The 20979-nt window shown below is 70.2% G+C and carries 17 protein-coding genes and 1 tRNA gene; 13 read left to right on the top strand and 5 right to left on the bottom strand.

What is annotated here, in order from left to right; all coding sequences use genetic code 11:
- Position 1 precedes the first annotated feature (1 nt).
- Positions 2-1816 carry an ABC transporter substrate-binding protein gene (locus tag ASC61_RS06155; protein WP_056210465.1) on the bottom strand — a complete coding sequence of 605 codons (1815 nt, stop codon included), beginning with the start codon at positions 1814-1816 and terminating at the stop codon, positions 2-4.
- A gap of 224 nt (positions 1817-2040) precedes the next feature.
- Here ASC61_RS06155 and ASC61_RS06150 point away from each other — a divergent pair, with 224 nt between their 5' ends.
- The 3 genes from ASC61_RS06150 to ASC61_RS06140 all read left to right on the top strand — a co-directional run bounded on the left by ASC61_RS06150 (position 2041) and on the right by ASC61_RS06140 (position 4305).
- Positions 2041-3363, top strand: a complete 1323-nt coding sequence (locus ASC61_RS06150; RefSeq protein WP_235503500.1) for a M20/M25/M40 family metallo-hydrolase — start codon at positions 2041-2043, stop codon at positions 3361-3363.
- 3 nt (positions 3364-3366) lie between these two features.
- Positions 3367-4173 carry a serine hydrolase gene (locus tag ASC61_RS06145; protein WP_056210463.1) on the top strand — a complete coding sequence of 269 codons (807 nt, stop codon included), beginning with the start codon at positions 3367-3369 and terminating at the stop codon, positions 4171-4173.
- 45 nt (positions 4174-4218) lie between these two features.
- Positions 4219-4305: transfer RNA gene (locus tag ASC61_RS06140), tRNA-Ser, on the top strand.
- A gap of 99 nt (positions 4306-4404) precedes the next feature.
- On the opposite strand, the gene ASC61_RS06135 is transcribed toward ASC61_RS06140, so the two are convergent.
- Positions 4405-5244 carry a thioesterase family protein gene (locus ASC61_RS06135; protein ID WP_056210462.1) on the bottom strand — a complete coding sequence of 280 codons (840 nt, stop codon included), beginning with the start codon at positions 5242-5244 and terminating at the stop codon, positions 4405-4407.
- Positions 5245-5333: 89 nt separating this feature from the next.
- On the opposite strand from ASC61_RS06135, the gene ASC61_RS06130 reads away from it, so the two are divergent.
- The 5 genes from ASC61_RS06130 to ASC61_RS06110 are packed head-to-tail and all read left to right on the top strand — an operon-like array spanning position 5334 to position 9556.
- On the top strand, positions 5334-6134 hold the full coding sequence (locus tag ASC61_RS06130) for an SDR family oxidoreductase (protein WP_056210461.1): 801 nt from the start codon (positions 5334-5336) through the stop codon (positions 6132-6134).
- Positions 6131-7195 (top strand): NAD(P)H-dependent amine dehydrogenase family protein, encoded by a 1065-nt coding sequence (locus ASC61_RS06125; RefSeq protein ID WP_056210460.1) that lies wholly within the window; start codon positions 6131-6133, stop codon positions 7193-7195. Before ASC61_RS06130 ends, ASC61_RS06125 begins: the two co-directional genes overlap by 4 nt.
- Positions 7192-7659, top strand: a complete 468-nt coding sequence (locus tag ASC61_RS06120) for a hypothetical protein (RefSeq protein WP_056210459.1) — start codon at positions 7192-7194, stop codon at positions 7657-7659. Before ASC61_RS06125 ends, ASC61_RS06120 begins: the two co-directional genes overlap by 4 nt.
- Positions 7656-8858 carry a cytochrome P450 gene (locus ASC61_RS06115; protein WP_056210458.1) on the top strand — a complete coding sequence of 401 codons (1203 nt, stop codon included), beginning with the start codon at positions 7656-7658 and terminating at the stop codon, positions 8856-8858. Before ASC61_RS06120 ends, ASC61_RS06115 begins: the two co-directional genes overlap by 4 nt.
- Entirely contained in the window at positions 8855-9556 is a 702-nt protein-coding gene (locus ASC61_RS06110; RefSeq protein ID WP_056210457.1) for a hypothetical protein, read from the top strand. The genes ASC61_RS06115 and ASC61_RS06110 overlap by 4 nt, the downstream gene beginning before the upstream one ends.
- 5 nt (positions 9557-9561) lie before the next feature.
- Here ASC61_RS06110 and ASC61_RS06105 read toward each other — a convergent pair whose 3' ends face one another.
- Positions 9562-10155, bottom strand: coding sequence for a TetR family transcriptional regulator (locus ASC61_RS06105; RefSeq protein ID WP_056210456.1), 594 nt, complete (start codon positions 10153-10155; stop codon positions 9562-9564).
- Between the two features lie 92 nt (positions 10156-10247).
- Here ASC61_RS06105 and ASC61_RS06100 point away from each other — a divergent pair, with 92 nt between their 5' ends.
- Complete coding sequence (locus tag ASC61_RS06100) at positions 10248-12374, top strand: acyl-CoA dehydrogenase family protein (protein ID WP_056210455.1); 2127 nt, start codon at positions 10248-10250, stop codon at positions 12372-12374.
- Here ASC61_RS06100 and ASC61_RS06095 read toward each other — a convergent pair.
- On the bottom strand, positions 12371-13606 hold the full coding sequence (locus ASC61_RS06095; RefSeq protein ID WP_056210454.1) for an alpha/beta hydrolase: 1236 nt from the start codon (positions 13604-13606) through the stop codon (positions 12371-12373). The two genes, ASC61_RS06100 and ASC61_RS06095, sit on opposite strands and share 4 nt — an antisense overlap.
- 58 nt (positions 13607-13664) lie before the next feature.
- On the opposite strand from ASC61_RS06095, the gene ASC61_RS06090 reads away from it, so the two are divergent.
- Positions 13665-15056, top strand: coding sequence for a WS/DGAT/MGAT family O-acyltransferase (locus ASC61_RS06090; RefSeq protein ID WP_056210453.1), 1392 nt, complete (start codon positions 13665-13667; stop codon positions 15054-15056).
- A 77-nt stretch (positions 15057-15133) separates the two neighbouring features.
- On the opposite strand, the gene ASC61_RS06085 is transcribed toward ASC61_RS06090, so the two are convergent.
- Positions 15134-16078, bottom strand: coding sequence for an alpha/beta fold hydrolase (locus tag ASC61_RS06085; protein WP_235503499.1), 945 nt, complete (start codon positions 16076-16078; stop codon positions 15134-15136).
- Between the two features lie 85 nt (positions 16079-16163).
- Between ASC61_RS06085 and ASC61_RS06080 the strand changes: the two genes are divergently transcribed.
- The 3 genes from ASC61_RS06080 to ASC61_RS06070 all read left to right on the top strand — a co-directional run bounded on the left by ASC61_RS06080 (position 16164) and on the right by ASC61_RS06070 (position 20876).
- Positions 16164-18347: an acyl-CoA dehydrogenase gene (locus ASC61_RS06080; protein ID WP_235503498.1), complete on the top strand. Its 2184-nt coding sequence runs from the start codon at positions 16164-16166 to the stop codon at positions 18345-18347.
- A gap of 79 nt (positions 18348-18426) precedes the next feature.
- Positions 18427-19716 (top strand): OB-fold domain-containing protein, encoded by a 1290-nt coding sequence (locus tag ASC61_RS20415; RefSeq protein WP_056210452.1) that lies wholly within the window; start codon positions 18427-18429, stop codon positions 19714-19716.
- A complete protein-coding gene (locus ASC61_RS06070) occupies positions 19713-20876 on the top strand; it encodes a lipid-transfer protein (protein ID WP_056210451.1) in 1164 nt (387 codons plus the stop codon). Before ASC61_RS20415 ends, ASC61_RS06070 begins: the two co-directional genes overlap by 4 nt.
- Positions 20877-20979: the final 103 nt, after the last annotated feature.

The raw sequence follows: 20979 nt of genomic DNA, 5'->3' as shown, positions 1-20979 counted from the left end.
CTCACTCCCTGTCTTCACCCGTGCTGCGCCGGCGCGACGCCACGATGGCGCCTCCGGCCGCCGCGAGCACCACGATGGCACCCACCGGGATGACCCACCCGGGCAGACCGCCGTCGTCGTCGGACGACGCGCTGTCGGAGCTGACGGGCTTGGCTTCGTAGAGACCCCAGTAGCCGTTCTGATTGAGGATCACGCCGCCCTTCTCGGGCTGCAGGCCGAAGCCGGTGAAGTGGTCGCTGCGGTAGGCCTCGAGCGGCTTGATGTACCAGATCGGGTCGCTGACGTACGCCTCGTAGAGGATGCTGAACGCCTTCTTGACCAGCTCCTGCCGCTTGCCCTCGTCGAGCTCGGCGTGCTGCGCCTTGAACGCAGCGTCGAACTCCGGCGAGCACCAGTTGTTCTCGCTGGTGTTGCCCGAGCCGTCGGCGTTGGGCCGCGAGGCACAGGTGTTCATCGCCAGCTGGTTGTCCGGGTCGGGGCCGAGGCTCCAGCCGGTGAAGTAGAGGTCGTACTTGCCGAGCGTCGAGTCCTCGTTGACCTTGTCGGGCGTGACCATGGAGACGTCGAGGCCGATGCCGATGTCCTTGAACCAGCTCGTCAGGAAGTCGGCCATCTGCGCATGAGCCGGCTCGGTGTTGCGGCCCATGAGACGGAACTTCAGCGGCTTGCCGTCCGCCTTCTTGCGGATGCCGTCGGGGCCCTTCTTGTAGCCGGCGTCCTCGAGCAGCTTGTTGGCGGCGTCGAGGTCGAAGGGCACCGCCTCGTGGCCCTCGGCGAAGCCGAAGTAGTTCTCGTACGACTTGGGCACCTCGGTCTGGCCCTCGTCGCCGAGTCCCTGCAGCACGCGATCGAGGAGGGTCTTCTTGTCGACCGCCATGAAGATCGCCTTGCGCACGACCGGGTCCTTGAGCGCGGGGTTGCCGTCGCCCATGGGCTTGCCGTCGATGTCGATCGCGCCGGGGTTGATCGCCAGCGCCTGGTAGCGGCGGCCGATGCCGGCGTGGCGGGTGATGTTCTTGGCGCCCTTGAGCGAGTCGTACTGCGCCGGTGTCAGGCCATCCGCGATGTCGACCTCACCGGACTTGAGGCCCTGCACCGCGGCGTCGGAGTTCTTGTAGGCCACGTACGTCACGCCGGAGACCTTGGGCTCGCCGCGCCAGAAGTGCGGGTTGGCCTTGAGCTCGACGGACTGGCCGGTCTTGTAGGTCGTGATCGTGAACGGGCCGGAGCCGACGACGTCCTTGTCGGCGGCGAACTTCGCCGGGTCCTGCTTCTCCCAGACGTGCTTGGGGACGATCGGGATCTCCTGGCCGGGGTTGGGCGCCTGCGCGGACTTGAGCGTCATGACGACGGTCTGCGGGTCGGTGGCCTTGACGTCGGCGATGTTGGTCACCAGGCCGCCGTTGGCCGCCTGCAGCGCGGAGGTCTTCATGATCGACGTGTAGGTGTAGACGACGTCATCGGCCGTGATGGGTGTGTCGTCCGACCACTTGCGGTCCTTGGGGATGTGGAACGTCCAGGTGATGCCGTCGTCGCTGGTGTCCCAGGTGTCGGCGATGCCGGCGTCGGGCTCGCTGTTGCGGCCGTAGCCGACCAGCGCCTCGTACTGGTAGCGGTTGATGCCGGTGCTCTGCAGCAGGACCGCGGTGAACGGGTTGAACGTGTCGATGTCGTTGAACATCGCGACCTTGATGGGCTTCGAGCCATCGGCTGCGTGCGCCGGTGTCGTCACGGCGAGCCCGGCGAGGGTGAGGAGTGCGGCCGCCGCGACCCCGGTGAGTGCCCGGAGGAGGCGTGGGCGAGACGTGGTGATCATGGGTCCCCGATCCTGGTGTGCCTGGGTGCCGAGTCGTCGCGGCACCCTTCGCACTGTTCAGCAGCCCTGTCTCGATGTCAATGATTTTCGGGAGATACGTAACACAACTTTCACATGCTTGGCTTGGCTGAGCGGGAAACTGGACCGATCCGCCAGCGTGGTGCACAGTAGGCAGCCTGATGTGTTCCGCAAATCTGCGGGCATCGCGTGGGAGGGAGACTGCCGTGGTTGCACGCGCCGATGTCGTCTCCCTGCTGAAGACGCTGCTGCGGTTCGACACGACGAACCGTGCGCCTGGCGACGCCGAGGGCGAGCTCGCCGTCGCGGTGTGGATCCACGACCTCCTGCGGGACGCCGGCCTCGAGCCCGTCCTGCTGGCGCGCGAGGACGCCCCGGAGCGGGCCAACGTGGTCGTCCGCGTGCCGGGCACCGACCCGTCGCTCGAGGGGCTGCTGGTGCACGCTCACCTCGACGTCGTACCGGCTGAGCCCGAGCAGTGGAGCTTCGACCCGTTCGGCGGCGACCTCATCGATGGCTATGTCACCGGCCGTGGCGCGATGGACATGAAGGACATGGCCGCGATGACCCTGGCGGTGCTGCTCGACTGGGCTGCGTCGGGGGAGCGGCCGCGGCGCGATGTCGTCGTCGCGTTCGTCGCGGACGAGGAGACCGACGGGGCGTACGGCGCGCAGTGGCTCGTCGCGGCGCACCCCGAGCTGTTCGCCGGGGTGGCCGCCGCGATCGGCGAGTCCGGCGGGGTCGTCGAGTCGTACGACGGCGTCGACGGGCCGGTGCGGCTGGCCCGGATCGCGGCCGGTGAGCGCGGCACGCTGCACCTCAAGCTCACCGCGACCGGCAGCTCGGGGCACGCCTCGCGGCCTGCCGAGGGCAGTGCGGTGCTGGCCCTCGTCGACGCGCTGCATCGCATCGGGCACCACGACTGGCCGCTGCACATGTCGCCCCTGGTGCGTGCGCAGCTCGAGCGGACGGCTGCCGCGTTGGGTGTCTCCGCGGACCTCGATGACGACGACGGTGTGTTGCGCACGATCGACGCGCTCGGCGATGCCGCCGATGTCGCGCTCTTCACGGTGCGCGCCTCGACGACGCCGACGGTCGTGCGCGCCGGCTACAAGGTCAACGTCATCCCCGGTCTCGCCGAGGCGGAGATCGACGTGCGGTGTCCGCCGGGGTTCGAGGACGAGCTGCTCGCTGCGCTGCCGGCGTTGGTCGGCGACGGTGTCGCGTTCGAGCACTCGGTGCGCGAGCCGTCGGTGCAGGCGCCGATCGACGGGCCGTGGTTCGACGCGATGGTCGCCTCGATCAAGCACGTCGACCCGTCGGCCGTCGTCGTCCCGGGCTGCCTCGGCGGTGGCACGGACGCCAAGGCGTTCAGCCTGCTCGGCATCGCGTGCTACGGCTTCGCGCCGGCGACCGTCGACCCCGAAGGCCGCCGACGGTCGGGCATACACGGGGTCGACGAGCGGGTGCCGGTGTCGTCGCTGCGCGGTGGCCTGGAGATCCTGGCGCACTTCCTCGCTACGGTGTGACGCGTGCGCCTGCCACCGTTGTCCGACGACGTCGAGTGGTCGGTGTGCGTACGGGATGCGGCGTCGTCACGCGTGTTGGCTGCGGTGACCGCTGATCGCGTGCTGCGTACGGCCAGCATCGGCAAGCTGTTCCTGCTGATCGAGATCGCCCGTGCTGCTGAGGCCGGTGAGCTCGACCTCGCCGAGGAGATCGCCCGTACCGACGAGGATCTCGTCGCCGACTCCGGCCTCTGGCACCTGATGAGCCGCGACGCGTTCACGATCGACGACCTCTGCTGGCTCGTCGGGGGGTTCAGCGACAACCTCGCCACCAACGTCCTCGTCCGGCGGATCGGCATTGGTGCTGTTTCGGCGACCTCGTCGTCGTTGGGCTTCGTAGGCTCCGCGCTGCTCGACCGGGTCCGGGACGACCGTTCGCCGGAGGATCCCTGGACCCTGTCGGCCGGCAACGCCGACGAGCTCTCCGGCCTCATGGCGCGCCTGCACCGAGGCGACATCGTCTCCGCGTCGGTGAGCTCGCGTGTGCTCCGCTGGGTCGCCGCCAACGCCGACCTCTCGATGGTCGCCGCCGCGTTCGGCCTCGACCCGCTCGCGCACGCCGAGCCCGATCGTGGCGTCGCGTTGGTCAACAAGACCGGCACGATCAGCACCGTCCGCGGTGACGTCGGCGTCGTCAGCGGGCCTGCTGGCTCCGTGGCGTACGCGGTGCTGGCGAGCTGGCGCGACGACGCAGCCGACGATCCCCGCGACCGCGTCCTCGCCGAGATGGCAGCGATCGGCGGCGCCATCCGTACGCACGTCGGGGCCTGAGGGCCGGATTCGGCTGGCGTCACGGCTTCCGGTAACCTCGTCCGCGGTGGCGTGTCCGAGCGGCCGAAGGTGCATCACTCGAAATGATGTGTGGGCTCAAACCCACCGTGGGTTCAAATCCCACCGCCACCGCACGATGAAGACCCCCGATTTTCACTGGAATTCCAGCGATATCGGGGGTTTTCGCCGTTTCGTAGGCGGCGCGCTCAGGATGCACCCCACCTGAACCGCTCACTCAGCCGGTTTGCGGCTGCCGTCGTCCTCGAACTCGACGTCGCCGAAGTCGATCGGGCGAGCGGCGTTGGCCAGTGCGGTGACCATGGCGGTGCCCAGCGGTCCCGCGCGGTCGAAGACCTCGACGGTGCCCACGGCGATGCCGTCGTGCTCGACCCGGTCGGTCACCGACAGGCCGATCTCGCGGCTCACGGGAGGGCGGGCGAGGGCGAGCGTGATGTCGGTGTTGATGAACTTCACGCCCTCGGTGCCCCAGTTGACGACCATGCTCGTGCCGTCGGCGATGCTGGCGACCGACTGGAACGGCGTACCTTCCTCACCCGCGACGACCGGCAGTCCGGCCTGCCAGGTCTGCTTGCGGCCGGAGTTCTGGTGGTCGGGGAACGACTGCGACCACGGCGAGTCGCTGATGAAGTGCGGAACCCGTGGCTCGTCGCTCACGGGGACGAGGTCCTCCGGCGGCGGCTGCGGCCGGTCGACCGGCGACCACACATCACCCTTGGGCGTCTCGGTCGCGAGCAGGAAGATGCAGCTCGCACGGGCGACGCGTACGCCCTCCTGCATCAGCGACGCGTCGATCAGGCAGAGGCGCTTGCCCTCGCGCACGACCTCGGTCTCGACCGTGCACGGCGCCATCGTGGCGGGCTGGAACAGGTCGACGGTGTAGCGGGCAGGGTGCAGGTCGGTGCGGCCGAGCTCGGCGAGCCGCAGCTCGAGGCCGCGGGCGAGCGCACCGCTCACCGCGACGCCGTGGATCTGGTCGTGCTTCCACATGCTGCGGGCGATCTCGGCGGGTACGAGCCGGTCGCCGTCGAGGGTGAACATGGCCAGGGACATGAGTTAAGCCTGTCAGGTGCGTCAGGCAACCGATCCGCCTGGTACCCAAAGACTAGAACGTGTTCCAGTTTTGCGCTACTGTCCCGGCCATGGTGCTCGAAAGATTCCGCCTCGACGACCGGGTTGCGGTCGTCACCGGGGCCGGCCGCGGGATCGGCGCTGCCAGCGCCCTCGCGCTCGCCGAAGCCGGTGCCGATGTCGTCCTCGCTGCCCGTACGGAGGAACAGCTCAAGGAGGTCGCCGCCCAGGTGGAGGCGCTGGGCCGCAAGGCGCTCATCGTGCCGGCCGACCTGTCCGATCTCGACCAGGTCGCCGCGCTCGCGCAGACCGCGGTCGACGCGTTCGGCCGGCTCGACGTCGTGGTCAACAACGTCGGCGGGTCTATGCCCAAGGAGTTCGTACGCACGAACGTGGCCGCGCTCGAGGGCGCGTTCCACTTCAACGTGTCGACGGCTCATGCGCTGACCCGTGCCGCCCTGCCGCACCTGCTCAAGAGCGAGGGCGGAGCGGTCGTCAACATCTCGTCGGTCATGGGCCGGGTCAGTGGCCGGGGCTACCTCGCATACGGCACGGCCAAGGCGGCGCTCGCGCACTGGACCCGCCTTGCCGCCCGCGACCTCGCGCCACGCGTACGGGTGAACGCGATCGCCGTCGGCTCCGTGGCGACCTCCGCGCTGGAGATCGTCACGGGCGACGAAGGACTCACCGCCCAGATGGAGGCCAACACCCCGTTGCGCCGGATCGGCGACCCCGACGACATCGCCGCCACCGTCCTGTTCCTCGCCAGTCCCGCCGGCGGATACCTCACCGGCAAGGTGCTCGAGGTCGACGGCGGCATCGACCAGCCCAACCTCGACATGGCCCTGCCAGACCTGGGAGTCCCCGAATGATCAGAGTCGTCGCGTGGAGCACGGGCAACGTCGGCCGGCACGTGCTGGCCGGCATCGACGCCAGGCCGGATCTCGAGCTCGTCGGCCTCTGGGTCTCCAACCCCGACAAGGTCGGCAAGGACGCCGGGCAGCTCGCCGGGCTCGACCGTGACCTCGGCATCCTCGCCACCAACGACGTCGACGAGATCCTCGCGCTCAAGCCCGACTGCGTCGTGCACTCGGCGATGGCCGACGACCGGCTGTTCGAGGCGATGGCCGACCTCGAGCACCTGCTGCGTGCCGGCATCAACGTCGTCTCCAGCGGTCCGGTGTTCCTGCAGTTCCCGTCGGGCCCCGTCGTCGACATGGCCGAAGGCGTCAAGCAGGCGGCCGCGGAGGGCGGCGTCTCGCTGTACGTCAACGGCATCGACCCCGGCTTCGCCAACGACTGGCTGCCGCTGTCGCTGACGAGCATCAGCGAGCGCATCGACCAGGTGCGCTGCTCGGAGGTGCTCAACTACAACACGTACGACCAAGGGATGATCGTCTTCGACGTCATGGGCTTCGGCAAGCCGATGGACCACGTCCCGATGCTGCTCCAGCCCGGCATCCTGACGATGGCGTGGGGCAGCGTCGTGCACCAGATCGCCGCGGGCCTCGGGGTCGAGCTCGACGACGTCGAGGAGTTCTACGAACGCCTGCCGGCGACCGAGTCGTTCGACATCGACAGCGGCCGCATCGAGGAGGGCACCGTCGCGGGCCTGCACTTCGAGGTACGCGGCAAGGTCGGCGACAAGGCAGTCGTCGTGCTGGAGCACGTGACCCGCGTCCACGACGACATCGGTCCGGACTGGCCGCAACCGGCAGGCCACGGCTGCTATCGCGTCGAGATCAAGGGCGAGCCCAACTACACGCTCGACCTGCAGCTGCTCGGCACCGATGGCGACCACAACACCGCCGGTCTCAAGGCCACCGCGATGCGCCTCGTCAACGCCGTGCCGGCGGTCGTCGGCGCCAAGCCGGGACTCGTCACCGCGCTCGACCTGCCTTTGGTCACCGGCCGAGGGCTGGTGGTCACGTGAAGGCCGGGCTCGGTCGGCTGCTCGCAGCTGCCGCTCTGGCCACGACACTGGTCGCGGCCCCGGCGACGGCCCACGCGGCGACCGGTTGCTCGCAGGCCGGCTCGCAGGCAGCGGCGCAGAAGTACCTCGACGCCCTCGTCGACCGCAACGCCGCCTGGTCGATCCCGCTCGCCCCGTTCGTCCTGCGCATCGAGAACGGGCTGCCGACCTCGGTGTCGGCAGTCGACCTCAAGCTGCAGCTCTTCCTGCACGTCCAGTACTCGGTGTTCACCTCGATCGAGAACGTCGTGTGGACGTGGCAGCCCGACGGTCGTGCCGGCGTCATCAACGCGCACTACGACATCCCGGTCGGACTCGCCGGGGTGTCACTCGCGAGCTCGACCGTCGACGAGGACTTCACGCTGACGGCCGCCTGCACGATCAAGCGGATCGACGCGACGTTCACGATCGAACCGGCGGCTTGACCGAGCCCGCCGTGTACGTACCGCGGTCCGGGCCGTCCTGGCGCGATCCGTGGCCGATGTACGCGGCCCTGCGGGACCACGATCCGGTCCATCACGTCGTGCCGGAGGACAACCCAGCCTCTGACTACTGGGTGCTCTCGCGCCACGCCGACGTGCTCGAGGCCGCCCGCGACGTCGACACGTTCTCGTCGGCGCAGGGTCTGACGACCGAGTACGACGAGCTCGACAAGATCGGCCTCCGGGACAACCCGCCGTTCGTCATGCAGGACCCGCCGAGCCACACCGACTTCCGCCGCACGGTGTCCCGCGGGTTCACGCCTCGCCAGGTCTCCAGCGTCGAGCCCGTCGTCCGGGCGTACGTCCGCGAGCGGCTCGACCGGGTGGCCGGGGCCGGCGAGGTCGACATCGTCGCGGAGCTGTTCAAGCCGCTGCCGACGATGGTCGTGGCGCACTACCTCGGCGTGCCGGCCGAGGACCGCGACCGCTTCGACGTGTGGACCCACGACATCGTGGCGGCCAGCTCGGCCGGTCACCCGCTGGAGGCGGCCGCGGCGGTGAGCGAGCTGATGACGTACTTCACCGAGCTCGCCGAACGGCGTCGCCGCGAGCCCGGCGACGACACGATCTCGCACCTCGTCGCCGCGGGCATGGCTGACGACATGCACGGCCTGCTGTCGATCCTTGGCTTCGCCTTCACGATGGTCACCGGCGGCAACGACACCACGACCGGGATGCTCGGCGGGGCCGTGCAGCTGCTGAGCAGCCGGCCCGACCAGCGCGATCTCCTGACCGCCGACCTCGGCCTCGTCCCCGACGCGGTCGAGGAGCTGCTGCGGCTGACCTCGCCGGTGCAGGGCCTGTGTCGTACGACCACCCGCGACGTCGAGGTCGACGGGACGACGATCCCGGCCGGTCGCAAGGTGCTGCTGCTCTACGGGTCGGCCAACCGCGACCCGTGCGCGTACGGGCCGGACGCCGACGAGCTCGACGTGACCCGCCGGCCCAGCCAGATCCTCATGTTCAGTCACGGCAACCACCACTGCCTCGGCGCCGCTGCCGCGCGCATGCAGGCGCGGGTCGCGCTCGAGGAGCTGCTGACCAGGTTCCCGCGGTTCGAGGTCGACTTCGACGGCGTCGAGCACGCCCCCGGTCCGTACGTGCGACGGCCGACGCGCGTGCCGTTGCGGGTGGGCTCGTGACGCCGGACCGGGCCGAGGTGCTGGCCCTCGTGCGTTCGTCGCCCGCGTACGTCGCGGTGCACGACAAGGTCGGCTGGGTCGGCCTCTTCGGGCAGGAGCACGTGGTCGAGGACCCGGTCGGCGCGCGGCCCGTACGTTCGCAGGTCCCGTGCGCGCTCGAGCGGTTCTGGGACACGTTCATCGCGCCGAACGAGATCGTCTTCGACGTGGCGCAGGACTGGGTCGACGGCTTCGACGTCGTCCGCGACGCGACGATCGTGACGACGCTGGCGCCCGGTGTCGTGGTGCGCACGCCGGCCCACCTGATCTATCAAACCGGCTACGAGGACGGTGTGCTCAAGGTCCGGCGCATGGCGGCCTACTGGGAGCCCCGGCCGGTCTACCTCCAGCTCATGCGCCCGAGGCGGGCGTACGTCGTGGCGGCGCTCAAGCAGTTCGCGCACATGTTCCGCACCCTCGGCGCCGGGTCGGCGCTGCGGTTCGTCGGCGCGGCCCGCTACGTCGGCCGGCATCGGCGTCGTGCGTTGCTCGCCAAGCTCGCCGTCGACGGCATCCGTGACGTGTCGAAGGTCATCGTCGCCGGCCACAGCGTCACGGCGTCAGGGACGCTCGACGGTGCGCCCGTCGCGCTGATCGCCGACTTCGCGCCGCGATCGCGGGCGTTCCGCAGCCTCAAGACGTACGGGGACGTGGCGTGAGCGGTTCAGCGCAGCAGCAGCTTGACCGCGACATCCATCGACTTGGTGACGTCGTCCGCGGACGTACGGCCGGTGACCCAGCCCATGAGCGCCGACAGCCACACGTCGCCGATGACCCGGACGATCGCCATGTCCTCGTCAGTGGGCTCGCGGGCCTCGTCGGTGCCGTCGATCGCGTGCGTGATCATCGCCGTGAGCTTGACGCCGACGACGTGGATCTCCTCGGCGACCGACGCGTCGGCGAACATGAACGCGCGCGTCAACGCCTCGGTGAGCTCGGGCTGCTTCTGCAGCGCCGTCGTGGTCACGCCGAGCACGTGCATGACGCGCTGGTGCGCGGTGTCGCCGGGCACCACGCGCGTTCGCGACTGGGCCTCGGCGCGCTCGAACTCACGACCGAGGGCGGTGACCAGGAGATGGATCTTGGACGGGAAGTAGCGGTAGAGCGTGCCGAGGGCGACATCGGCGTTGTCGGCGACCGCACGCATCTGCACGGCGTCGTAGCCGCCGGAGTCCGCAAGGGCGATCGTGGCGTCGAGGATGCGACGGCGGCGCTCCCGCTGGGCGTTGGAGCCGGGAGTCTCGGTCGTGCTGGTCATCCGGCATCGTCTCCTGTCCGCGGTCCGTTGCTCGAGGTGACCTCGCCGACCGTCGCTATGATTGAAACACGTTCTAGATTCGGAGGCGACAGATGCCCATCGGCGTGACACGTGACGATCTAGAACTGAGTACCAGTTTACGGGCCTGGGCCTCTGGGCTGGGCGGCCCGGTCGCCCTCCGAGACGTCGAGACCGATCCGACGGCGGCGTTCGCGAAGACGTGGCAGGCGGTCGTCGAGGCCGGCCTGCCGGCGATCGCGATCGGCGGGCCGCACGGTGGCGGCGACGGCTCCCTGGTCCACCAGGCGATCGCGTTGGAGGCTGCGGCGTACGCGCTGGTGCCCGGTCCGCTGCTGGGCACGGTGCTCGTCGCGCAGCTCACCGACGACGGCGAGGTGCTGGCGGGGATCGTCGAGGGTGCGAGCGCGGCGGTGGCGCTCTCGGGCGCGGTCACGGTCGACGACGCCGGCGCGAGGGGGGAGCTCGACGCCGTCCTCGACGTGGTCGAGGCGCGCTGGCTGCTCGCCCGTACGACCGATGGTGCGTGGGTCCTGATCGGTGCCGACGGCTGGCGCGCCGAGCCCGAGGTGGGGCTCGACCTGTCGCGACGGGGCGGGCGCGTACGCGTCGATGCCACCGCCGACCAGGTGCTGCTGCTGCCGGGCGTCGACGACGACGCGGTCCTGCGGGTGCTCGTCGCCCTGGCTGCCGCGGAGGCTTCCGGTGTCGCGCAGTGGTGCCTCGACACCGCCGTCGAGTATGCGAAGGTGCGCGAGCAGTTCGGCGCACCGATCGGCTCGTTCCAGGCGATCAAGCAGCTGTGCTCGCAGATGCTGGAGACGACGGAGTCGGTGGCAGCCGTGGCCTGGGACGCCGCGTCGACCGCACGGTCGGGCGTACCGGCGGGGGAGGCGCAGTATGCCGCCGACGTCGCCGCGACCGTGGCGTTCGACGGTGCGGTGTCGGTCGCCCAGGACTGCATCCAGGTGCTCGGCGGCATCGGCTTCACGTTCGAGCACGACGCGCACCTCTACCTTCGGCGCGCGATCGCGTTGCGAACCGTTGTGGCGGCTTTCGCCGGCAGCGCGCAGCAGTCGGCGGCTCGTCTGGCCCGCCGCGCCGGCACCGGGCAGCGCCGCGTGCCCGAGATCGACTTCGGCGGCACGGACGAGGAGTTCCGCGCCGCCACGCGCACTGCGATCGAGGCGATCGCCGCGCTGCCCGAGGACAAGCAGCGGGCCGCGCTGGTCGAGTCCGGCTTCCTGATGCCGCACTGGCCCCGGCCGCACGGGCTCGACGCCGGCCCGGTCGAGCAGCTCGTGGTCGATGAGGAGCTGGCCCGTGCCTCGCTCGTACGCCCCGACATCGCGATCGGCGGCTGGGCCGTGCCGACGATCATCGACCACGGCACCGCGGAGCAGGCCGAGCGCTTCGTGATGCCGACGCTGCTCGGCGAGCTCACGTGGTGCCAGCTGTTCAGCGAGCCCGGTGCGGGCTCCGACCTGGCCTCGCTGACGACCCGCGCCGTACGCGCCGAGGGTGGCTGGCTGCTGACCGGGCAGAAGGTGTGGACCTCAAGGGCCCGCGAGGCGCACTGGGGGATCTGCCTGGCCCGCACCGACCGCGACGCCCGTCATCGCGGCATCACCTACTTCCTCGTCGACATGACGTCGGCGGGCATCGACATCCGTCCGCTGCGCGAGCTGACCGGCGACGCGATGTTCAACGAGGTGTTCCTCGACGATGTCTTCGTGCCCGACGAGTGCGTCGTGGGCGAGGTCAACGAGGGGTGGAAGCTCGCCCGTACGACCCTGGCCAACGAGCGCGTGGCGATGGCGGGCAGCAAGCTCGGCATGAGCACCGAACGTGCTGTCGAGCTGTTGGCCGGGCTCGCGTCGGAGACCGACGCGGCGCGGGTCGGGCACCAGGTCGCGCTGGCCTCGGTGTGCCAGCTGCTGGGCGTACGTTCGACGCTGCGGTCGATCGCCGGGCGTGGTCCCGGCCCGGAGTCGAGCGTCGCGAAGCTGCTGGGCGTACGCAACCGGCAGGAGGCCTCGGAGCTCGTCGTCGACCTGCTGGGCCCGGCTGCGCTGTTCGTGGCTGACGATCCTGACGTGCACGAGATGCTGCTGACGCGCTGCCTGTCGATCGCGGGCGGCACCACGCAGATCCTGCGCAACGTCGTCGCCGAACGCGTCCTCGGCCTGCCCCGAAGCTAGCTTGCGGGCTTCTGGTTCCTCGCTCGGTGCCACTGGAGCCAGCGCTGGACGGCGGCGATCGTGTGCTGGCTGCGGATCGACGAGAACACCTCGAACGCATGCTGCGCTCCGGGCAGCTCGGCGTACGTGACGGAGGCGTCCGACTTCTCCCGGAGCGCGGCGACGAACGCTCGGGCCTGCTTGACCGAGACGACGGTGTCGTTGCTGCCGTGGATCACGAAGAAGTCCGGCGTGTGCTCCGACACCTGCGCGAGCGGAGACGCCTGCACGAACTCGTCGAGGTGGTGGCTGGGGTTCTTGCCAAACACCCGTGGGCCGAGGAACCTGTCGCGCATGTCGATCGCCGACCGGTGCTCGGTGATGCCGCCGAGGTCGTAGACGCCGTAGAAGGAGACGCACCCCGACACCGAGGTGTCCGAGCTCTCGAACCCGGGTTGGTACGCGGCGAGGTCCGGTGTCAGCGTCGCCAGCGAGGCGAGGTGTCCGCCGGCCGAGCCACCCGTGATGACGACGTACGACGGGTCGCCGCCGTAGTCGGCGATGTTCTCGTGAACCCACGCGATCGCCCGCTTGACGTCGACGATCTGGGTGGGGAAGCGATAGCGCGGCGCGAGGCGGTAGTTGGCCGAGACGCACACCCAGCCCTCCCGCGCCATGCGGTTCATCAGCAGCAGGCCCTGCTGCTCCTTGTTGCCGATCGTCCAGCCGCCACCGTGGATCTGGATCAGCACGGGCGCCTTGCTCAGGTCGCGGTCCTTGGGCCGGCGGATGTCGAGGTGCGCCTTGCGACCGCCCTCGGTGTAGGGCACGTTGCGCAGCACCTCGATGTCACGCGCCTTGAAGTTGAAGGGCCGGGCGACCGAGCCGCGGGGAAGCCGCAGGTCGAGAGGTCCGGGCAGGTCGATCTCGTCGAGGTAGCCGTCGCCGATGCCCTCGCGCAGCGCCTCCTCGAGCTGGGTGCCCGTGCGTCGTGCACCGGCGATCGTGTGTGCGAGGAGCCCGGCGGCCACCGCGGCGGCGAGCAGCCCGACCCGGGACGGCTTCGACCGGCGCGCCGTGAGCTCGGCTGCGGTGTCGATCGCCGCAGCGCCCAGCAGGTGCGGAGCGAGCTCGCTCGTGGGCCAGCCGAGGGCGAAGCTCGGCAGCGCCGACCAGCCGCGGGTCAGTGGACGTACGGCGTTGAGGGCGAGTGCCGCCAGCGCGAGCTGGCGTCGGGCATACCCCACTGACATCTGGATGAGCTCCCTCAGACCGGTAGAACAGGTTCTATGCAGGACTAGGATACGGGCCATGGACCGACTCAGCGGACTGGATGCGAGCTTCCTCTACCTCGAGAGCGGCGCGCAGCTCATGCACGTCTGCGGGTTGATCGTCGTCGATCCCGCGACGATGCCCGGCGGCTACGACTTCGCCACGTTCAAGGAGCAGCTGTTCGAGCGCGTCTCCGACGTCGCGATGTTCAACCGCAAGCTCAAGTTCGTGCCGGGACAGATCGACTTCCCGGTCTGGGTGACGGACGACGAGTTCGACATCGACCGGCACGTGCACCGGCTCGCCGTGCCGTCGCCCGGCAGTGAGCGCGAGGTGTCGGAGGTCGCGGGCCACCTCGCCGGCATACCCCTCGATCGTGCGCGGCCGTTGTGGGAGATGCACGTGCTCGAGGGGCTGGCCAACGGCAAGATCGCGGTGTTCTCCAAGATGCATCACGCCTCGGTCGACGGCGTCTCGGGCTCCAACATGATCTCCTACCTGTGCAGCCTCGAGGCCGACGCGCCGCCCCTGGACACCAGCGCCGGGGAGCACCTTCGGGCCCCGTCGGACCTCGAGCTCTTCGGGCGCGGCGTCGTCTCGACGGTCGCGAAGCCGTGGCAGCTCGCCCGGCTGGCGGCGCCGACCGTACGCACGCTGGTGGAGACCGCGAGTCGTGCGCGCAAGGGGACCGCGATGGCCGCGCCCCTGACCGCGCCGCGTACGTCCTTCAACGGCACGATCACGGGGCATCGGTCGATCGCGTACACCGACGTTGCGCTCGACGACATCAAGGCGATCAAGAAGGCCGTGCCCGGTGCGACCGTCAACGACGTCGTGCTCGCGCTCAGCGGTGGGGCGTTGCGGCGCTACCTGCTGGATCGCGGCGAGCTGCCCGACTCATCGCTGCTCGCGAGCGTGCCGGTGTCGGTGCGCAACGAGTCGACGCGCACCGGCGGCCGCAACAAGGTCTCGTCGATCTTCTGCAAGCTCGGCACCGACGTCGAGGACCCGCTCGAACGCATCACCGAGATGGCGGTGGCCAACGCGCACGCCAAGGACCACCACTCGGCCGTACCCGCTGACACCTTGCAGGAATGGGCCGAGTTCGCCGCGCCGAGGACGTTCGGGCTCGCGGTCCGCATGGTCTCGGACCTGCGGCTCGCCGAGCGCGCTCCGGTGATCCACAACCTCGTCATCTCGAACGTGCCCGGGCCGCCGGTGCCGCTCTACTTCGTCGGCTCGCGGATCGACGCGCTCTATCCGCTCGGTCCGATCTTCCACGGCGCCGGGCTCAACATCACGGTCATGAGCAACAACGGCGAGATGCACATCGGCGCCATCGCGTGCAGCGAGCTGATGCCGGGCGTGTGGGACCTGGTCGAGCAGTTCCCGGTCGAGCTCGAGGCGATGAAGAAGTCAGTCCTCGGCTGACTCCCCGAGATGTGGATCGAGCTGCACCACGGGACGGCTCGCCGTGGTGCACCGGAATCCAAATCTCGGCGACACTCTCAGGCGGGTTGGTGCTGCTTCATGCGCGCTGAGGTGGTGAGGGCGGCGTCGAGCAGCGCCGGGACGAACTCCTTGTGCTCCAGCACGCAGCCGGCGTGGCCGCACGCCGCCTCGTGGATCGTCGCGCCGGGGATGCGTGCGGCGAGGTCGCGCTGCCGGTCGGGCGGGATCACGTGGTCATTGGTGGTCACGACGACGGCGGCCGGTACGTCCACGCGCTCCAGCCAGAGCGTCGAGTGGTGTCGGCCCAGAGACGCCACGGCCTGGCCGACGGCCCACGGGCTGCTCGACCGCCACTGCTTCAGGGCCCAGCCGGCAGTGTCGGAGCTGCCGGTCTCGATCTCCTCAGCGGCCGCCGCGCTGGCCCGGCGTACGACGCGGGAGCGGGACAGCGTCGCGGTCAGGCCCATGCCCAGGGCCATCCCGGTGTGGAACACGCGCTCCCGGCCGTTCGTACGGAAGTGTGCCGTGGTGGCGGCCAGGACGAGCCCGCCGACGACGTCCGGGTGCTGGCGCCACACGCGCTGGGCGATGACCGAACCCATCGAGTAGCCGGCGATGATCGGCCGGTCGAGCTCGAGGGCGTCGATCACGGCGGCGACGTCGTCGGCGCAGTCGGAGATCAGGAATCGCTCCGAGGTGATGCCTCGGCCGTGCCACCGCTGGTCGAACGTGATGACGCGGTAGTGCTGGGCCAGCACCGGGATCGCCGGGAACCAGGTCAGCTGGCCCGTGCAGCCGACGGCGTGGAGCAGGACGATCGCGGGCGCGTCGGGGGTCGGACCGGGTACGTCCGTCAGCCACGTACGGCCACGTCGGGGGAGGTCCAGCCAGCGCCCCTCGGGCAGGTCGACGGGCGGCAGGTCGAACAGGTCCCACGTCGACGGGTCGGGCAGGAGGTGCCGCAACGCCCCGAGGGGCAGCAGCTTGACCGGGTTCCGCACGGTTCCTCCTGTAGGTCGACCTCCCACGAGAATAGAACACGTTATAGTTTTAGCGGGACGACACCCACCGAAGGAGACGATCTGCGTGGACTCGCTGCTCGACGAGGTGCGCTCGGTCATCGCCGATGTGCTGGACCGCGGCGACGGTTCGTGGGGTGCGCTGCAGGAGTCGGGGCTGCTCGCGCTGGCCGCTCCCAAGGAGCTCGGCGGCGAGGGTCTCGGCCTGACCGAGGTCGCCGTGCTGCTGCACGAAGTCGGGCGCCGGGCGGCGGACCTGCCGGTCTGGGACACGCTCGCGTGCGGGCTCCTGCCCCTCGTCCGTACGGGCGACGAGGCGTTGCGGGCCGACCTCGTCCCCCGGGTGCTCGCTGGTGACCTGCTCCTCACGCCGGCACTCGGTGAGCTCGGCTCTGCCCTGCCTCGCGAACCCGCCACGACGTACGACGGGCACGGCGTGACCGGCACCAAGATCGGCGTGCCGGTGCTCGGTGGCAAGACCCTGCTGGTCGTGTCGTGCGGTGTCGCGTCGACAGGCTCAACGACCGCGGCGCTCGTCGATCCCGAGGGCGCAGGGGTCACGCGGGTCGAGACCGCGACGTCGCGAGGCACCACCGAGGCGACCTACACGTTCACCTCGGCGCCTGCGCTCGGGCTGCTTGACGCCGAGGTCGTGCGCCACCACGCGATCGCCGGCCTCGCCGCCCTCGGCGCGGGACTCGTCGAGGGCGCCCGTGACCTGACCGCTGGCTATGTCCGCGACCGTCGACAGTTCGGACGCTCGCTCGCGGAGTTCCAGGCGGTGGCGCAGCAGATCGCCGACGTCTACGTCGCGTCGCGGACGTTCACGCTGACGGCGGCCGAGGCCGTACGCCGCCTCGATGCCGGCGACCCCGCCGACGACGACCTGGCGGTGGCTGCGCACTGGTTCGCCGACCGGGCGTCGACCGTGCTGCAGACCTGTCAGCACCTGCACGGCGGCATGGGCGTCGACGTGACCTATCCGCTCAACGGCTACTTCTCCGGCGTCCGCGATGTGGCCCGTCACCTCGGTGGCCCGGCTGCGCTGGCCGAGGTTCCGGTCGTCGAGACCGCTGGCAAGAACGCCGAGCTGACCGCGGCCGAGCGCGCGTTCAAGGAGGAGGCGCGCGCCTACCTCAGCGGCTTGGCGACCGACGCGGATCGCGACGAGATGCGCCACGACCGGCACGGTCCGGCGTACCACCGCATCATCAAGCAGATGGGCGCCGACGGATGGATGGGCGTCGGCTGGCCCAAGGAGTACGGCGGACAGGGCCGCGGCGTCATCGAGCAGCAGGTGTTCGTCAACGAGGCGGCGCATGCGGACGTGCACCTGCCGTCGGTGACCCTGCAGACCGTCGGGCCGACCCTGCAGGCGTACGGGACGCAGAAGCAGAAGGACATGTTCCTTGCCGACATCGTGACCGGCGACGTGCACTTCGCGATCGGCTACAGCGAGCCCGACGCCGGCACCGATCTCGCGTCGATGCGTACGAGCGCGCGCCGCGACGGCGACCACTACGTGGTCAACGGGCAGAAGATGTGGACGACCGGCGGCCACGCTGCGGATTACGTGTGGCTGGCCGTGCGCACCGATCCGGACGCGCCACCGCACCGCGGCATCTCGGTGCTCATCGTCGACACCCGCGACCCCGGCTTCTCGTGGACGCCGATCACGACGAGTGACGGCTCGCACCACACCAACGCGACGTACTACAACGATGTACGCGTGCCGGTCGACATGCTGGTCGGCGAGGAGAACCGTGGCTGGCAGCTCATCACGACGCAGCTCAACCACGAGCGCGTCATGCTGGGCCCCGCTGGGCGCATCGAGGGCCTCCGTGACCTGGTGCGGACGTGGGCCGACGGGCGTACGGGCCCGGGCGGCGTACCGCTGCTCGAGGTGCCCCAGGTGCGCGACGTGCTGGCGCGGGCGACGGCGTCGTTCCGGGTCAACGAGCTGATCAACTGGGCTGTCGCACGCGGTGCGTCGTCGGACCGTGCAGGGGTGGCGGACGCGTCGACGTCCAAGGTGTTCGCCAGCGACGAGGTGCAGCGGCTCGGTCTCGCGCTGATGGACGTCGTCACGACGTACGGCGATCCGGGCGACCCGGCGACCGGGCGACTCGTGGAGTATCTGGACGCGACGAGCAAGCGCAACCTCGTGCTGAGCTTCGGTGGCGGCGTCAACGAGGTGCAGCGTGAGCTGATCGCGATGTTCGGCCTCGACCTGCCGAGGGTGCCGCGATGAGCGAGCGCCAGCGAGCGAACAATCGGCACACCATCGAGGCGCCGCCGTACTCTTTGCCCTTCATCACGGCGGTGCCGCGATGACGACGGACGAGGAGATCATCGCCCGCACCGACGAGATCAAGGCGCGGGGCAAGAGCCCGGCCCGCGTGGCGCCGGACCCCGTGAACGTGCCGATGATCCGGCACTGGGCCGAGGCGATCGGCGACACCAACCCCCGTTGGGCGCCCGGCCCCGACACCGAGGCTCCGCCGGCGATGGCCCAGGTGTGGACGATGTACGGCCTCAACCCCGAGCGGATGCCCGGCGACCCGTTGCCCGACACGATGCAGGTGCTCGACGATGCCGGCTTCACGTCGGTGCTGGGCACCAACTGCGACCAGACCTATGCGCGTACGTTGCGGCCCGGCGAGGCGCCGAGCATCAGCACCTACCTCGCGGACGTCGTCGGGCCCAAGAAGACCGGAGTCGGCGAGGGCTGGTTCATCACGACCAAGAGCGTGTGGACCGTCGGCGACGAACAGGTCGCGACGATGACGTTCCGGGTGCTCAAGTTCAAGCCCGGCACCGGCCGTCCCGCGGTCGACCGCACCAAGACGTTGCGCCCCGTGGTCAACCGCGACACCGAGTTCTTCTGGGCGGGCACCGCTGCAGGCGAGCTGCGCATCCAGAGCTGCAACGCGTGCGGCGAGCTGCGACACCCGCCGGGCCCCGTGTGCCCGGTCTGCCACGCCATGGATCGCGGGTACGTCGTGGCGTCCGGCCGTGGCGTCGTGCACTCGTTCCTCGTGCACCATGCACCCGCTGTGCCGGGCAAGCGGTTGCCGCTCACGTTGGCGCTGGTCGAGCTCGCCGAGGGAGTCCGCATGGTCGGCGAAGTCGACGGGGACGTCGCGATCGGCGACGCCGTGGAGGTGTGGTTCGACCGCATCGACGACGACCTCACGCTCGTGAAGTGGCGCCCGGCCGGTGCTCCGGCGCCAGAAGCCGAGCCGGAGGTCGAGTCCGACCTCCCGGTCTGGGAGCTGCCGATCACGCCGACGCTCGTCGTGTCGACGGCGCTCGCGACCCGCGACTTCCAGGACGTGCACCACGACCGCGACCGGTCGATCGGCCACGGCAGCAAGGACATCTTCATCAACATCCTGAGCACGACGGGCCTGGTGCAGCGGTATGTCACCGACTGGGCCGGTCCGCAGACGCAGATCCTGTCGTGCGCCTTGCGCCTCGGTGCGCCCGCTCATCCGTACGACACGCTGCGGTTCACCGGCACGATCGTGTCGGAGGCCGACGGGGTGACGACACTCGACGTACGGGCCGACGTCTCGATCGGCACGCACGCCAACGCCCGACTGGAGATCCGCCGATGACCTTCTCAGGCGCTGCGTCGATCGCCGGGATCGGTGCGACCGAGTTCTCCAAGGAGTCCGGTCGCTCCGAGCTGCAGCTGTCGGCCGAGGCGACGCTCTCCGCGCTGGCCGACGCCGGTCTGTCCGCGTCCGACGTCGACGGCCTGGTGACGTTCACGATGGACACGAGCTCCGAGATCGCGCTGGCTCGTGAGCTCGGGATGGGCGAGCTGCGCTTCTTCAGCCGCATCAACTACGGCGGCGGTGCGGCCTGCGCGACGGTGCAGCAGGCGGCGATGGCGGTGGCCACAGGAATGGCCGACGTCGTGGTGGCCTACCGCGGGTTCAACGAGCGCTCCGGCCAGCGCTTCGGGCAGGTGTCGCTGGGTGCGGCCACGCAGGTCAACACCAACGGACTCGACAACGCCTGGACGTACCCGCACGGGCTGTCGACGCCGGCAGCCACGGTGGCGATGCAGGCGCGGCGCTACATGCACGAGTACGGCGCGACGTCGGCCGACTTCGGGGCGGTCGCCGTGGCGGACCGCAAGCACGCGGCCACCAACCCGGCGGCGTTCTTCCACGACAAGCCGATCACGCTCGAGGACCACCAGAACAGCCGGATGATCGCCGATCCGCTGCGGCTGCTGGACTGCTGCCAGGAGAGCGACGGGGCGGTGGCGATCGTGGTCACGTCGACCGAGCGGGCCCGCGACCTGCGCGCCGGTGCCGTACCGATCGTCGCGGCCGCGCAGGGCAGCGGCGCCGACCAGTTCGTCATGACGTCGTACTTCCGCGACGACCTCGGCATCCCCGAGATCGGCGTCGTCGGCCGCGACCTGTGGCGGCAGTCGGGGCTCACGCCCGCGGACATCCAGACCGCCGTGCTGTACGACCACTTCACGCCGTACGTGCTGATGCAGCTCGAGGAGCTGGGCTTCTGCGGCCGCGGCGAGGCGAAGGACTTCATCGCCGACGGCGCGATCGAGCTCGGCGGCCGGCTGCCGCTCAACACGCACGGGGGCCAGCTCGGCGAGGCGTACATCCACGGCATGAACGGCATCGCCGAGGCCGTGCGTCAGCTGCGCGGCGCGTCGGTCAACCAGGTCGACGGTGTCGAGCACGTCCTGGTCACCGCCGGCACCGGCGTCCCGACCTCAGGCCTGGTCCTCGGGCGCTGACGTCACGGAGCGACGTCGCCGGGCACTGCCTCGGCGAGGAGCCCAGCAGCGCCGGGGGTGGTCGGCGGCGATCTTCCCCGCTGGAATAGTGGGTCGCATGTGG

It is taken from the genome of Aeromicrobium sp. Root344 (assembly GCF_001425755.1).
Classification (GTDB): Bacteria; Actinomycetota; Actinomycetes; order Propionibacteriales; family Nocardioidaceae; genus Aeromicrobium.
The sequence above is the reverse complement of the archived record's forward strand: the minus strand, read 5'-3'. Positions and strand labels throughout refer to the sequence as shown.

Coding starts and splice junctions, on each gene's coding strand:
- ASC61_RS06155 (WP_056210465.1), bottom strand. CDS start 1,816: ATGATCACCACGTCTCGCCCACGCCTCCTCCGGGCACTCACCGGGGTC.
- ASC61_RS06135 (WP_056210462.1), bottom strand. CDS start 5,244: ATGTCCCTGGCCATGTTCACCCTCGACGGCGACCGGCTCGTACCCGCC.
- ASC61_RS06130 (WP_056210461.1), top strand. CDS start 5,334: ATGGTGCTCGAAAGATTCCGCCTCGACGACCGGGTTGCGGTCGTCACC.
- ASC61_RS06125 (WP_056210460.1), top strand. CDS start 6,131: ATGATCAGAGTCGTCGCGTGGAGCACGGGCAACGTCGGCCGGCACGTG.
- ASC61_RS06105 (WP_056210456.1), bottom strand. CDS start 10,155: ATGACCAGCACGACCGAGACTCCCGGCTCCAACGCCCAGCGGGAGCGC.
- ASC61_RS06100 (WP_056210455.1), top strand. CDS start 10,248: ATGCCCATCGGCGTGACACGTGACGATCTAGAACTGAGTACCAGTTTA.
- ASC61_RS06095 (WP_056210454.1), bottom strand. CDS start 13,606: ATGTCAGTGGGGTATGCCCGACGCCAGCTCGCGCTGGCGGCACTCGCC.
- ASC61_RS06090 (WP_056210453.1), top strand. CDS start 13,665: ATGGACCGACTCAGCGGACTGGATGCGAGCTTCCTCTACCTCGAGAGC.
- ASC61_RS20415 (WP_056210452.1), top strand. CDS start 18,427: ATGACGACGGACGAGGAGATCATCGCCCGCACCGACGAGATCAAGGCG.
- ASC61_RS06070 (WP_056210451.1), top strand. CDS start 19,713: ATGACCTTCTCAGGCGCTGCGTCGATCGCCGGGATCGGTGCGACCGAG.